Annotated in this window: 12 protein-coding genes; 5 read left to right on the forward strand and 7 right to left on the reverse strand. The window is 57.7% G+C overall.

Annotation, left to right across the window (positions count from 1 at the left end; genetic code table 11):
• The 3 genes from MN186_RS10610 to MN186_RS10620 all read right to left on the reverse strand — a co-directional run.
• Positions 1–801: vWA domain-containing protein (locus MN186_RS10610; RefSeq protein WP_242114349.1), on the reverse strand; the 801-nt coding region annotated here is incomplete at its 3' end.
• Positions 802–881: 80 nt separating this feature from the next.
• On the reverse strand, positions 882–1,865 hold the full coding sequence (locus tag MN186_RS10615; RefSeq protein ID WP_242114350.1) for a hypothetical protein: 984 nt from the start codon (positions 1,863–1,865) through the stop codon (positions 882–884).
• Between the two features lie 38 nt (positions 1,866–1,903).
• Positions 1,904–2,266 carry a hypothetical protein gene (locus tag MN186_RS10620; protein ID WP_242114351.1) on the reverse strand — a complete coding sequence of 121 codons (363 nt, stop codon included), beginning with the start codon at positions 2,264–2,266 and terminating at the stop codon, positions 1,904–1,906.
• Positions 2,267–2,429: 163 nt separating this feature from the next.
• Between MN186_RS10620 and MN186_RS10625 the strand changes: the two genes are divergently transcribed.
• The 3 genes from MN186_RS10625 to MN186_RS10635 are packed head-to-tail and all read left to right on the forward strand — an operon-like array spanning position 2,430 to position 5,724.
• Positions 2,430–2,906: a putative pterin-binding protein gene (locus MN186_RS10625; protein ID WP_242114352.1), complete on the forward strand. Its 477-nt coding sequence runs from the start codon at positions 2,430–2,432 to the stop codon at positions 2,904–2,906.
• Complete coding sequence (locus tag MN186_RS10630; protein ID WP_242114353.1) at positions 2,903–4,675, forward strand: sensor histidine kinase; 1,773 nt, start codon at positions 2,903–2,905, stop codon at positions 4,673–4,675. Before MN186_RS10625 ends, MN186_RS10630 begins: the two co-directional genes overlap by 4 nt.
• Positions 4,672–5,724: a response regulator gene (locus MN186_RS10635; protein WP_242114354.1), complete on the forward strand. Its 1,053-nt coding sequence runs from the start codon at positions 4,672–4,674 to the stop codon at positions 5,722–5,724. The genes MN186_RS10630 and MN186_RS10635 overlap by 4 nt, the downstream gene beginning before the upstream one ends.
• A 155-nt stretch (positions 5,725–5,879) precedes the next feature.
• Here the strand turns inward: MN186_RS10635 and MN186_RS10640 are convergent, their stop codons facing one another.
• Entirely contained in the window at positions 5,880–6,815 is a 936-nt protein-coding gene (locus MN186_RS10640; RefSeq protein WP_242114355.1) for an MYG1 family protein, read from the reverse strand.
• Between the two features lie 208 nt (positions 6,816–7,023).
• Positions 7,024–7,335, reverse strand: a complete 312-nt coding sequence (locus MN186_RS10645; RefSeq protein WP_242114356.1) for an ETC complex I subunit — start codon at positions 7,333–7,335, stop codon at positions 7,024–7,026.
• 579 nt (positions 7,336–7,914) lie between these two features.
• Here MN186_RS10645 and uvrB point away from each other — a divergent pair.
• Together uvrB and MN186_RS10655 are read left to right on the forward strand one after the other, a co-directional pair.
• The gene (uvrB, locus tag MN186_RS10650; RefSeq protein ID WP_275066125.1) at positions 7,915–10,086 is read left to right on the forward strand and encodes an excinuclease ABC subunit UvrB; all 2,172 of its coding nucleotides are present in this window, start codon (positions 7,915–7,917) and stop codon (positions 10,084–10,086) included.
• Between the two features lie 2 nt (positions 10,087–10,088).
• On the forward strand, positions 10,089–10,778 hold the full coding sequence (locus tag MN186_RS10655) for a hypothetical protein (protein WP_242114357.1): 690 nt from the start codon (positions 10,089–10,091) through the stop codon (positions 10,776–10,778).
• A gap of 384 nt (positions 10,779–11,162) precedes the next feature.
• Here MN186_RS10655 and MN186_RS10660 read toward each other — a convergent pair whose 3' ends face one another.
• Together MN186_RS10660 and MN186_RS10665 are read right to left on the reverse strand one after the other, a co-directional pair.
• The gene (locus MN186_RS10660) at positions 11,163–13,397 is read right to left on the reverse strand and encodes a xanthine dehydrogenase family protein molybdopterin-binding subunit (protein ID WP_242114358.1); all 2,235 of its coding nucleotides are present in this window, start codon (positions 13,395–13,397) and stop codon (positions 11,163–11,165) included.
• Between the two features lie 2 nt (positions 13,398–13,399).
• Positions 13,400–13,858: a (2Fe-2S)-binding protein gene (locus MN186_RS10665; protein WP_289069576.1), complete on the reverse strand. Its 459-nt coding sequence runs from the start codon at positions 13,856–13,858 to the stop codon at positions 13,400–13,402.
• Positions 13,859–13,865 lie beyond the last annotated feature (7 nt).

Raw genomic sequence — 13,865 nt, forward strand, 5'->3', positions numbered from 1 at the left:
GACCGCATTGTCATCGGCCCCTGCCGGAACGATGGTCAGGAAGTCACGCCCGTTGATCGTGCCAGCCCAAGTGAAGTCAAAGTCCGCACCGGTGATGACCTCGGCGGGGGCGGTAAGAGTGACTTCTGGTATTTCCGGTTCAGGCTCTGGCGTCGGTTCAGGTTGCGTTTTCATCGCCGTCTGCACCTGCTCCAACGCGGTCTTCAGTTCATCGGCGTTGCCCGCTGGCACAAACACACCTCCCGTATTCTCAGCGATGCAGGACAGACTTGCATGCGCCTCGTCCTGCAAATCGAAGCCGACGACATGGGTGGTGAACTTCACGCCTTGTTTGGCAAGCTGGGCCGACAACGCGCAAGGGTCGGCGTTGCAGGTTTCCACCCCGTCGGAAATCAGCACCACGGTTGCCGGATTGTCGCGGAACGACAGCAGGTCGGCGGCATGCTGCACCGAGGCGGAAATCGGCGTCTTGCCCACCGGTTTGATCGCGTTCACAGTGTCGATGAAGCCTGCTTTGTCCAGCGGGCCGGGGGCGATCAGCGTCTCGATATCCGTGCAATCGCCCTGACGACGGTGACCGTAAGCAACCAGGCCCAAGTTGGTGTCATCATCCCATCCGTCCACCAGATCCGCCAGAACGTCGCGAGCGATCTCGATTTTCGAGGTCCCGTCGATCTGTCCCCACATGGACCCCGAGGCGTCATAGACGATCACCACATCATCCGCCGCCATGGCCGCCGTTGTGCAGGCAAGGCCGCTGGCAATGGCCCAACCAGCCAGTTTTGCGAAGCTTGTTTTCATCTTGGGGTCCTCCATCGGTATGACACATGCGCGCGCCGGGTGCGCATACACTGTCGGTTTAGAATACTGTTCGGCAGATATTACACTGGGTCAACCGTTAGGCTCTGCGACGACGACTTTGTTTCAGTCGCGAAGGCCTGTTCCTTAAGCTTGCGGAACTTGGCGGACATCTGTTCCAACTTGGCGTCCCATTCTGGATTGGGCTGCTGACCCTCGATCACCTTGAAATACACCTGCATCATGCAGGTAATCGCAAGCGGCTCAAGCAGTGCGGCCTTGACGCTCCAGGCAAAAAGCAGCGCGAAAACCACGCCTCCCGCTGCCCATGCGCCAGGCATCAAATAGACCACCAGCGCAGCCGGAGCCAGCATAACGAGAAACACCACGAAGCTGAGACCATAGACGATGATCGCCAACCAAGCCGCGTTCTTAAGCAACGGTTTGTAGTTCTGACCGTAAAGCACCAGCGCCTCGCGCGCCGACATCCAGGCGTTGTCCGACTTCGTGCGGATGGCATAGGCAAGGATCACCTCGTCGATAAAGCCCACTGCGACACGCAGAAAGGCCGAAAAGATGCCGCCCAACTGTTGCGCACCGGGGATTGGCAAAATTGTCAAAATGCCGCGCACCAGACCGGTGATCGCACGGATTACGCCTTTGATTAGCTGATCCATAGCAAACAAAATGCTGGCTTGGGGCAAACGGTCCCGGACCACTGCGCTGGCATGGCCGATCTGGCTGCGTCCCTGTGGCATCGGCTTATCGTCGATCAACTCGACCAGAACCGCAAGGTGGCCAGCCTTTACGATATAAAGAATATACTCGCGCGCCCAGTACATGATCGCACCGAAAATACCGAAACCGGCAACACCGCCCCAAGCGGTTGTCGTGGCGCGAAAATTGGCATCACCAAAGCCGCCGACGCCCCAGCCAACACCGGCACCGACCCCGGTGACCAGAATATAGCCCAGCGTGATCCCGAAATAGACGGCCATACGCAACAGGATAAAGGGAAGCGTGCGCCCCATCAGGCCGATGGCACGACCAAGACTGAAATCCCACATAAAGTTTCTCCTGTTTCAAAGCACGGGTAAAGACCAGGTTATCTCTCGCACTTGGTGTTACCGTATTTCGCAGTGCAGGCACGCGCAGCACAGGATGCGATCTGTGCGTCACGCTGTGTCTTGCGAATGTCGACTGTCTCAATCGTTGTATAGGGTTCGGAAATCGTCTTCATGACAGGCTTGCACTTGGTCGTCTTGCCCACCGTTTCGCAGATGGTTTCACCGCTGGGGCGCTCTATGCTTCGGAATTTCGTGACGGTTTCATGACGGTAAACCGGTGGTATCTTAAGCAACCACTCGGCCTCGCAATGGGTGCGCTCGGCGCGGAACTCGGGCGTGCCACATGATGACAGGACAATCACGAATGCTGCAAAAGCGCGAACAGCTTTGAAAAAGCGCATGGAGATCTGGTCCCTTCGAATCTTCTTGCGTGTATAAACGATATCGTTTTTTGGCGCCCCCTTCGTTTAGAGGGGACAATGACGACGCTAATGGATTGCAATTAACAAAGCAGGCTGTTGAACTGTCTCAAAAACTGGGAGGGTTCAACTTGGAGGGTTCGATATGAGACGGCTAGCAATCAAAAGCCTAGCCATTCTTGCGCTATGGGCGTCGCAGGCCGTTGCTGGCGATGCGCCTGCTGTTCTGCGCGTCAGCGGCCAGATTGCCAATGGCCCAATCCTATTGGATTTTTCCCAACTGCGCGACCTGCCACAGATCGGGATTGAAACCTCGACAGTGGTAACCGACGGGACGCATCGGTTCACGGGGTTCCTGATGCGAGATCTGCTTGAACACCTTGATGCACAAGGGGATCGCGTCATGGCGACCGGCCTGAACGATTATGTCGTGGATATTCCTGCCAGCGACTTCATGCAGTTCGACGTGATCATAGCGCACAGCATGGATGGCAAGGCACTTGATCGCGCCGACAAGGGGCCGCTTTGGATTATCTATCCGCGCGACGATCACACTGAACTGCAAGACATCCGCTATGATTACCGTTGGGTTTGGCAACTGTCCGAGATCGAAGTCAAATGAGGCTTTTCGGCGGTGCCGGTCTGCGGCTGATCCTGCCCTTGGTTGCCATTCTGGTCTTCGTCATATTGCTGACCTTTTCGCTGTTGCGCATGGTCGAGGTCGAAACCGACATGCGAGTGGACGCGGAACAAAATATGCTTTGGGTCATGCATCAAAGTGAAAGCGCGGCGCGGCGGCTGGTTGAAGCCACGATGCAGGCAGAGCTGGGCGAAGTCGACGCCGGGCAGATCGCACTTCGTCTTGACCTGCTGCGCAGCCGCTTCGCGCTGTTGCGGGATGGACCACAGCATCGGTTTGTCGAGCAGATAGGCTTGCAACAGCAGTTGTCGCAAATGCACACTACCTTGCAACAGCTTGACCCATTACCCAAAGACTTCACCCCGGCACAAGCCAGACAGCTTCGCCTAGAACTGGCCACCTTTCCTGCATTTTTTGCACAGGCGGCCAACAAGACGATGATCCGCGAATGGGACAATCTGGGTAATCGGCTGGAAACCTCGCGCAATCAACTGCGCCAGATCATCGCCTCGCTGATTGGCATTATGGTGACAGGCGCAATCTTGACCTTCACGCTTGTTTTGGCGCTGCGGCTGTCGCGGCAGCGAAACCGCATGTTGCGCCGCGAACGGGATTTTTCCGGGCTTTTGATCTCTTCCAGCGGTGAGGGTATTCTTGCGGTTGACGATGCCGGGGATTGCACCCTTTGGAACCCAGCAATGTCGTCAATGATGGGCCAATCCCCCGAACAGGCGGTGGGGCGAAAGCTGCGCGAGGTTGCCGGGTTTTTCGATATCGTGCCGGTGCGCAACGCTGTTGCAGAGGCCTTGCGCGGAACAACTGCAACTTTGTTGTTTCAACCGCTTTTTCGGAAAGCGCATAAACCACCATTGTATGTCGATATAAAAGTATCACCGATGCGCGATGATGGGCGGGTCATCGGCGCCATCGTTTTCATGCACGACGCCAGCGACCGCTACGCCGCCAAAGAAAAAGAAGCCGAGAACCGCGCAAGGCTGGAACATCTTGTCGTCGAAAGGACGCGTGAACTGGATGACGCGCTTACGCGGGAAAGGTCCGCAGCCAACCTTTACCGCAATTTTGCCGGAATGATTTCCCATCAATTCCGCACACCATTGGCGGTGGCAGACTCCGCATTGCAACGCCTAATTCGCAGGGGACCACGTGCCAACCCGGACGAGATCACGGAACGTGCAATAGGTGCCCGCAATGCTATCGCCGGACTGACACGCATGGTTGAAAGTACGCTTGACGCGGCGCGCCTTCAGGCAGGACAGGTTGGCGCGCGACGAGTGCCCTGTAATCTTGTCGAAGTGCTGGATATGGTCGGCACGCGCCAACGCGCGGCTTCGCCAGACATCAACATCGAACTCCACCATGCGGACACTGTGGATGCCGTCGCCCTTTGCGATCCGGCCCATGCCGAACAGGTGCTGGAAAACCTGCTGTCCAACGCGGTGAAATACGCCCATCCCAACACCTCCGTTTCAGCGCGTGTGCATGACGATGATCGGAACGTGCTTTGCGACATCATCAGCGCCGGTTCTGCGATCGACAAGGCGGACCGGGATCACGTGTTCGAACCCAACTTTCGCGGTCTTAACAGTGTGGGAACGCAGGGCACCGGGGTCGGGCTTTTCATAGCACGGAGCCTTGCGCGCATGCAGGGCGGCGAGGTCAGCTTGCTTCCCGATGATGGAACGACCACATTCCGCCTGACACTGCCACGGTTCCGAGGGGCCACAAAATGAGTATAAAGCCCGCCACTCCGTTGATCCTGGTGGTCGAGGATGAACCCGCCTTGCGCCGCGACATTGTGGAAGAATTGCAGGACGCCGGATATCGCACGTTGGCCGCTGCGGACGGACATGAAGCACAAAGGATGATTGCCCGAGTCACACCGGATCTGGTCTTGTGCGACATCACCATGCCAAAACTTGACGGCTATGGCCTGTTGACAGCTATGCGCGCAGACCGGCCCGAACTTGCAACGGCGCCTTTTGTCTTTCTTACCGCGATGTCGGAACCGCAGGAAGTGATCGAAGGCAAGCTTCAGGGCGCCGACGACTATCTTGTCAAGCCGGTGGACTATGACCTGCTGCTTGCAACGGTCGCCGCCCGCCTGCGACAGGTCGCGCGTATTCGCGGTCAGCACAATACCGAAATTGACCGGATGCGAGAGGCACTTGAGGAGCTGTCAGACAGAGGGTCGCAACGGGCACTTGACCTGATCACACAGGGGATCGTGCTACTGGATCAACACGGCGACGTTGTCCATCTTAACCGTGCGGCACAAGATATGGCAAACAATGCCGAGTTCATTACCTGGCGACACTCTGCCCTGCACGCATCAGACCCGCTTTGCGACAAGGCTTTGCAGCAAGCAATCTCGGACACCACAGAAGCTGTGACAGAAGGCTCTGAAAGGGTCGCCGGGATCATACTGCACCGATCTCGGGATGGGCGATCTATCTCGGCGCTTGTCTGCACACTTGCGCCGGATCCAGCCCATACAACGAACCAGCCGCGCATCGCCCTGTTTTTGTCACCCCCAACAGATGGAAAGAAGGTGTCAGAGCCGCTCTTGATCGAGTTGTTCGGCCTAACGCCAACCGAAGCGCGTGTCGCGGCCATTCTTGCCCGTGGCGCACGCCCTTCGGATGTGGCAGACGAACTTGGCGTTTCGCAGACGACCATTTCTTTTCACATGCGCAATTTGTTTCAAAAAACCGGCACACACCGGCAGGCCGATCTCGTGGCGCTTATCCTTGTCGGGCCGATGGCAGTCAAAACTCCCTAAGTCCCAATTGGGTCCTGCGCCCTTTTTGCTTCACCCTGTCGACAGACCCACTGCGCGGGTTAAAGCTCGGCTGTTCAAGCGGGACACACTGACCGCGTGACATTGTTCCTTCGGCGATGCACCGAAGCGGTATCGGCAACGCAGATGAAGCCCCGTTACCCAAGCGAACCAGCCAAAGCCTCTGCCACCGCTATATCCGCCATTTCCAATACAGCCTCGCGGGACTCAGCAACCGCAATGAACCGACCATTGTGGCAAAACTTCGCCCCACTGACGCCGCTGGCGGTCTTCAGCGCGGCATTGGTTAATCCGGCCCAAGCAGCCGGTAGGTCGGCGCGATTGTCGAACGTATCATCCCCCACGCGGATCGTCGTCAGGGCCCAATCCGTTCCACGCGGGTGAATAACAAACAACAGATGGTCAGCCTTCGCCTTTTCAATACTTGAACGAAACGGCATACCCATCGGCAGTTCAAGAACGTGCGCCTCGCCGGCCAATTCTATGGCGGTCATCACCATGGCCTCGGCGCGGAATTTCGCGGCCTTGTGATTGATCTGTGCTTCTACAAAGGCACGTGCCACGGGTAAGGCAGCCATAAAGGCGCGATCATCGGCACCCTCGTCGCGGTCATCAAACACCGGCTTCAGGCTTTCCAGCAAAACAGGCAGTGTCATACCAGAAAACAATGGCCCCGCTTCTGATGCGTTCACGGCACCATTGTCGAGCAGATCGACGGGTACAACAAAATCTTGCTCGAACTTGTCATGGATCGCATTGATATCATGTTCGGGCACATCCATTGCGCGCAGATAGTCGCGGCCATACTGTGCCCAGATCAAACCAAAAGAGCTATAAGGCCGGCCATCTGTGCGCAGCGGGTTGGGACGTTGGTGGTGATCGAATATTTGCGCACGCGCATCAAAATCACCTCCGACATCATAAACAATCCGATCCTCGCCGGGCTTGGTCCACGCTTCATCCCGACTGCGAATCAACTCGGCATTGGGGAACAACCGCATCAGAATGACCGAAGACAACAGTTCATCGGCATGAAAGCCACCGGAATGGGTGACGAGTTGGGAGATGGTCATCAGATATAGCCTCCAGCCAGGTGCAAAACGATTTGGGCGACCCCGAAGGCCGCCCTGTCGATGTGTGCAATCTCAGTTCTGCGTGTGCATTAGATCAAACCCGCATCCTGCGCTGCAAAAGCTAATACGCCCAGCTTATCGCCAATGAACGGCGTCGCACGATCCTTGATCCGATTCCGTTGCAACGTTGCCCGGATTTACGAAGTCATCAGTGTGTCCACGAACCGCGGCGGTTGGTGGCAAAGTTATCACCATAGCCACCGGGACGGATGTTATGCTGACGTTTGTGCGGATCTTGCACGACCGCGTTGATACCGTGCTCGCGCGCATAGTTCAAAGCAGCCTCTTTCGTGTCGAACCGCATCCGCACTTGGCTTTGCGTATCCGACGAACTGGTCCAGCCCATCAACGGATCAATATCGCGCGGCTCGTTGGGCGCGAATTCCAAAAGCCAGACCTTGGTCTTGGCCTGCCCTGATGTCATGGCGTTACGAGCGGGTTGATAGACACGTGCGCGCATCCGGGATCTCCTTGAAAGCCTATGTGGTTTATCCGGCATGCGCGTTGGTAATTCAAGCTGATTTAGCACAAGACCTGCAAACACCACAGCATACGCTTTCGACCCAGCTGCGGGCCGAAAGCGTAGGGGGTGAGTGGTGGTTTGAAAAAATCAGAGTGGCTGCCGGTAACGACAAGGGAGCGAGGGGTGGGGTGGGTATATCGTCGTTACCGGCAGACCGTTCTGCTGCTTGCTTCCAACACCTAACCCAACGACCTAGGTTGAGCAAGCCCAAAAAATACCTTTGGTTGCATTTTTTTGGCCAAAACCTTTGCCTAAAGGGTAACATTTCCGTTATATACAAACACCTTACCAATAGGTAAGCGAGCAGTGAGGCTAAAGCCCCATCGCCCGATGTTACATCTTCTGATTGTATTATTGCAGCATGATTAAAGCGCCTGAACGCGCTTAACTTTGATTTATAATCTGATTAACGCGTTCATCTCACAACTCACCAATTATGGGGAGGAGAGGGTAAAGTATTCCTTACCTCTTGAAGCAGAACAAAATGTGACCATTCTTAGTCTTGGAAGGATTCGCATGACCCACAGCCCGCTGACCAACCCGACCCTCGCCCCGACCGCTCGACCCAAACTGGAAGGCGGCAAACGGTTCGTGATGCACACCCCCTTCAAGCCCGCCGGTGACCAGCCCACCGCCATCGCGGAACTGGTCAACGGTGTCGATAGCGGAGAACGCGAGCAGGTGCTGCTGGGCGCAACCGGAACCGGCAAAACCTTCACCATGGCGAAGGTCATCGAAGACACGCAACGTCCCGCGATCATCTTGGCCCCGAACAAGACCCTTGCTGCGCAGTTATATGGCGAAATGAAGGGATATTTCCCCGACAACGCAGTGGAATATTTTGTCAGCTACTACGATTATTATCAGCCCGAGGCCTATGTGGCCCGCTCGGACACCTTCATCGAGAAGGAAAGCCAGATCAACGAGCAGATCGACCGGATGCGCCACTCGGCCACGCGGGCGCTTCTGGAACGCGATGACGTGATCATCGTGGCCTCGGTCAGCTGTATATATGGCATCGGCTCGCCCGAGACCTATACCGCGATGACGCAGGATATCACGGTGGGCGAAGAATACGACCAACGGGCCATGATGCGTGATCTGGTTGCCCAGCAATACAAGCGTAACGACAATGCGTTTCAACGCGGGTCCTTTCGGGTTCGCGGCGACAGTCTTGAGGTTTGGCCAAGTCACCTTGAAGATCGCGGCTGGCGTTTTTCCTTTTTCGGGGAAGAGCTGGAGGCCATCACTGAATTCGACACCCTGACCGGCGCGAAAACCGACACGTTAGAGAAAGTGCGCATTTATGCGAATTCGCACTATGTTACGCCCACGCCGACGCTGAAACAGGCGATCCAAAGCATCAAGCAGGAACTAGCCGTCCGTCTGAAACAGTTCGAGGATGAAGGCAAACTGCTGGAAGCCCAACGCCTTGAACAACGCACCAAGTTTGACCTTGAAATGCTTGAGGCCGCGGGCTTCTGCAACGGGATCGAAAACTACTCGCGCTATCTGACAGGCCGCGCGCCGGGCGAACCACCCCCCACCCTGTTTGAATACATCCCCGATAACGCCATCGTTTTTGCGGATGAAAGCCACGTATCCGTGCCCCAGATCGGGGGCATGTATCGCGGCGACTACCGGCGCAAATACACGCTGGCCGAACACGGGTTCCGCCTGCCCTCGTGCATGGATAACCGCCCCCTGAAATTCGAAGAATGGGACGCCATGCGCCCGCAATCGATCTTCGTGTCCGCGACGCCGTCCAGTTGGGAGCTTGAGCAGACCGGCGGCGTTTTCGCCGAACAGGTCATCCGCCCCACGGGCCTTTTGGACCCCGAAGTTGAAATCCGTCCGGTCGAAATGCAGGTCGACGACCTACTGGACGAGGTCCGCAAGGTGGCCGGCCATGGTATGCGCACCTTGGTCACGACCCTGACCAAACGCATGGCCGAAGACCTGACCGAATACCTGCATGAACAGGGCATCCGCGTGCGATACATGCACTCGGACATCGACACGATTGAACGGATCGAAATCCTGCGCGACCTGCGGCTTGGCGCTTTTGACGTGCTGGTGGGGATCAACCTGCTGCGCGAAGGTCTGGACATCCCCGAATGCGGTTTGGTCGCCATTCTGGACGCCGATAAAGAAGGGTTCCTGCGCTCGGAAACCTCACTTGTGCAAACCATCGGTCGTGCCGCGCGTAACGCCGAAGGCCGCGTCATCATGTATGCCGACCGCATCACCGGCTCAATGGAACGCGCGCTGAACGAAACCAACCGGCGGCGTGAGAAACAGAAAGCCTATAACGAGCTGCACGGCATCACGCCGCAGACCATCAAGAAGAACATCGATGACGTATTGTCGGGACTCTATGAAGGCGACACCGACATGTCCCGCGTGACCGCCACCATTGACAAGCCGATGATCGGCGACAACCTGATTGCGCATCTGGAGGGACTGAAGGCCCAAATGCGCAAAGCCGCCGAAAACCTGGAATTCGAAGAAGCCGCCCGTCTGCGCGACGAGGTGCAACGGCTGGAGGCCGTCGAACTCGCCATCGCCGACGATCCTTTGGCGCGACAGTCTGCGATTGAGGCTGCGGGAGATGCGGCGCAGAAGGTGAAGGGGCGGTCAACAGCTGGGAAGCCGGGACAGCGGGCGGGGCGTGGGAAGAGGCGGTAGGTATGGCGGTGAAACGTGGCCGATCAGAAATTGTTGATGCCATCCAGCAGATAATTTTGGGCGCTGTTTTCCCGGTTGAATCTTGGCGCTGGGTTCTCGATCAACACCGCAATGATCGTGCTTCCGGCACCCAACTCCTCGGCTTCCCCATACTTTTTGGCTGTGTGAAAGACACTGCAAAAGGGCTCGCTTCAACTAACGGAACAATCCGTCGACTAGTCGCTGATGCTAAGCTGACAAATCATGGGAACCTGTTTCACAGCACATGCGAAGTTGGCTCAATTGGCGTTCTGTCAGCTGAACTAATTTGCAGAGCCAGCAAAGACGAGCAGGTATTCCTAGAGATTGTCCGCAATCGTCTCGTGCACGGATATTTAGATGGTGCAAGTAGGTCCCATCGAAACTTCACCATTGTCGAAAACCCCGGATTCAAAGTGATATCGGTATCCAAATCAGAGCGGGAAGAGCTTGTAGCCAAGTTCTGTCCGAATGGGCGGCTTCATGAAGGTATTCAAGTGATATTCGATCGCCATAAGGAAGGGTTCAAACTCTATTGTGACATGATATTGGAGCACTTCAAGTTCGACTTAAGCGAAGTCCAAAACGCATTATCCGAAGGTCAGTTGTTGTTTTCTGAAACTGAGGCGGCGTTTAACACGCTTAGAAGAGAGTTGGATACGTGTTACCAGTAAAGGGCAAATGTTATTGGTGTCGCCAATTCGTGCGTTGAACTATAAAGTAGGCCAACACACCCCCAAATCTCCCTCAGAACGAAATCTCAGACAGACGCTCTAGACACGTCTGAAGAATCTCTCCGGCTAGTGTAGGTTCTCCAGTCAGAAAAAGAAGCGCAAGTACGTCGACCAAGTAGGGTTCTTCTCCATTTCGCATGTCAAATTCTTGGGCCAAAGGTTTTCCCAGCTGAGATCCCACCCCGTCTTCTTCTGGCCCCAAATATCCTGGGGTGAATGCGCGCAGCGCAGAGGGGCAACGCCCCTCCTTCCCACAAAAAAAAGCGCGCCCGCCTGTTTCGGCGAGCGCGTTGTGTCTGACCCCGTGAGTGGTGGTTTTTTCGGTCAGACGAATGTGAAATTCTTTGCAAATGGCATCTCGGTCGGACGCGTTCCGGTGGCTTGAAAGATCGCCTCGGCCAAGGCGGGCGCGGCCGGGGGGACGGGCGGCTCCCCAATGCCAGTGACGTGGCTTCGGCTCTCAAGCCCACGCACAATGATCTCGGGCGATTGATGCAAACGCAGCCCTTCGAAATCGAAGTAGTTTTCCTGCTCGACCCGGCCATCGGCATAGGTCACCTGGCTGTTGATCGCGTGTCCCAGTCCCCAGATCACGCCGCCTTGCACTTGGTTCTCAAAATTGATCGGGTCCACGACACGGCCCACTTCGGCTGCGACCCAGACCTTATCCAGACGGATGCCCGCGTCAGTCATGGCGATCTGGACCACTTCGGCGACGGGCGTACCGAAGGACAGGCTGAAGGCAACGCCGCGCGCCGTGCCCGATGGGGATGCAGCGCCCCAATCGGACATCTCGGCGACCGCCTCGAGCACCTTGCGCGAAGGCGCATCCGACATCAGGCGCAGGCGCTCCTCGACAGGGTCGGCGCCGGCGGCGTGGATCAGGGCGTTCAGAAAGTTCTCGTGAAAGAACCCGTTCTGTGACGCACCAACCGATCGCCACGAGCTGACCGGCCCAAGCTTCGGCGTGCGATACCCGGTGATGCGATAATTCGCGATCGCATAGGGTTGATCCCAAAGCGCCTGGCTGATCGTGGCGTCGGGTCCCGGCAGGTTCATCCCCTGACGCTCCCCCATCTGGCTGTCCAGAATGGACGGAGAGGCCACGCGAATATCCATCGCGATGACCCGGCCATCGCTTACCGCGCCCCGTCCGCGCATCATGGCGATGGGGCGGGTGTAATCCTGCGCCGTATCCTCTTCGCGTTTGTAGGTCAGCTTGACCGGCGTGCCGGGCAGCGCCATCGCAAGTTCAGTGCAGCGCTTGACCACCTCGTCTTCCAGACGGTGCCCAAAACTGCCGCCCATCATCAGGATATGCACATGCACATCCTCGATGGGCACACCTGTCATGTCGGCCACGCTGGCCTGCGTCATGCGGGGGATCTGATTGCCGGTCCAGACATCGACGCGTGTATCCGTGACTAAAACCGTGGCGTTCAAGGGTTCAAGCGGCGCGTGCGCCAGATAGGGCGCGCGGTATTCGGCCTCGACGGTCATGGACACATTGTCCACGTCGCCATCGTCGCGCGGCTTTGCGTCCTGATCGGCATTGTCCAGCGTGTCAGACAACGCCTGCCAATGGGCGTCTTGTTCAGCGGGATAAGGGGCATCGCCCCACGTCACGTCAATCGCATCTGCCGCCTGAAAGGCACGCCAAGTGTTGTCGGCGATCACGCCCACGCCACCCGTGACGGGGATCACCTTCTGCACGCCCCGCATCGCTTCGGCGGCACTGGCATCATAGGCGATCACCTCGCCCCCCTTGCGCGGGTTCAGGCGGATGGCCGCGTGGACCATCCCCTCCATCCGCATGTCGATCCCGTAACTCTGCGTTCCAGTGGATTTCGCAAGCATGTCAACGCGCTGCATGGGCTTGCCGACCAACCGCCATTGGGTCGACGGGCGCAAAGTCACATCGCGGACCGGCTCGATCTTCGCGGCGTGGGCGGCCAGCGCCTGATAGGGGATACGTTTGCCATCCGGCAGCACCACCGCCCCGCGTTCGGTGCTCAGGCGCGTCTTGGACAAACCGGTTTGCGCAGCCGCGGCGGCTTTCAGGGTTTCGCGCGCCACGGCACCTGCGATGCGCAGCTTGTCATACCCATCAGGGACCGAGCTTGAGCCCCCTGTCATTTGCAGCCCCAGCATCTTCACCACGACCCCAGCCGTGCCGCGCGCCAACTGAGCCAGCGGCCCGCGGTCGGTTGCAGGGAAGGGAACGGATTCGTCCGCCAGCGCCGTGTTGTAATAGGCTTTCGAGGGCGGACCGGGATCGACATTGATCTGGTCAAGCTCGACGTCCAGTTCTTCGGCGATCAGCGCCGCCTGAACCGAATAGGTCCCCTGCCCCATATCCGCCCGCGGCGTGATCAGCGTGATGCCATCGGCATTGATCAGCACATAGGGGGTCAGCGCCGCCTCGCCTTCGTCCAGGTCGTCCAGCAGCGGGTTCTCGACGGGCTTCTTGTAGGTGTAATAACCGAACGCCACGCCCCCCAGAAGGGCGACCGAGCCGACGACGAAGCTGCGGCGGGCGATGGTCGCGGCGCGGCTCATACTCACACCTCTCGCAAGGTCTTGGCGGCCGTTTTCACGGCGGCACGGATGCGCGGATAAGTGCCGCAACGGCACAGGTTGCCCGACATCGCGGCATCAATATCGGCATCGGTCGGGTCGGGTGTGGCGGCCAGCAAGTCAGCCGCCTGCATCATCTGCCCGCCCTGACAATAGCCGCATTGCGCCACCTGATGGTCCAACCATGCGGCCTGAACCGCATGCAGTTCATCGGCGCTGCCCAGCCCTTCAATGGTCGTAACCGGGCCATCCACAGCCGAGACCGGTGTTTGACAGGACCGAACGGCGACTCCGCCGACATGCACGGTGCAAGCGCCACAGGCCGCGACTCCACAACCGTATTTCGGCCCGGTAAGCCCAAGCTCGTCACGTAGCACCCACAGAAGCGGCATGTCACCTTCGACATCCACAACGTGCACCGTGCCGTTGACCGTGAGCTTCACCGCATTT

Source organism: Aliiroseovarius sediminis (genome assembly GCF_022678485.1).
GTDB classification, from domain to species: Bacteria; Pseudomonadota; Alphaproteobacteria; order Rhodobacterales; family Rhodobacteraceae; genus Aliiroseovarius; species Aliiroseovarius sediminis.

Coding starts and splice junctions, on each gene's coding strand:
- MN186_RS10645 (WP_242114356.1), bottom strand. CDS start 7,335: ATGCGCGCACGTGTCTATCAACCCGCTCGTAACGCCATGACATCAGGG.
- uvrB (WP_275066125.1), top strand. CDS start 7,915: ATGACCCACAGCCCGCTGACCAACCCGACCCTCGCCCCGACCGCTCGA.
- MN186_RS10640 (WP_242114355.1), bottom strand. CDS start 6,815: ATGACCATCTCCCAACTCGTCACCCATTCCGGTGGCTTTCATGCCGAT.
- MN186_RS10625 (WP_242114352.1), top strand. CDS start 2,430: ATGAGACGGCTAGCAATCAAAAGCCTAGCCATTCTTGCGCTATGGGCG.
- MN186_RS10635 (WP_242114354.1), top strand. CDS start 4,672: ATGAGTATAAAGCCCGCCACTCCGTTGATCCTGGTGGTCGAGGATGAA.
- MN186_RS10615 (WP_242114350.1), bottom strand. CDS start 1,865: ATGTGGGATTTCAGTCTTGGTCGTGCCATCGGCCTGATGGGGCGCACG.
- MN186_RS10630 (WP_242114353.1), top strand. CDS start 2,903: ATGAGGCTTTTCGGCGGTGCCGGTCTGCGGCTGATCCTGCCCTTGGTT.
- MN186_RS10620 (WP_242114351.1), bottom strand. CDS start 2,266: ATGCGCTTTTTCAAAGCTGTTCGCGCTTTTGCAGCATTCGTGATTGTC.
- MN186_RS10655 (WP_242114357.1), top strand. CDS start 10,089: ATGGCGGTGAAACGTGGCCGATCAGAAATTGTTGATGCCATCCAGCAG.
- MN186_RS10660 (WP_242114358.1), bottom strand. CDS start 13,397: ATGAGCCGCGCCGCGACCATCGCCCGCCGCAGCTTCGTCGTCGGCTCG.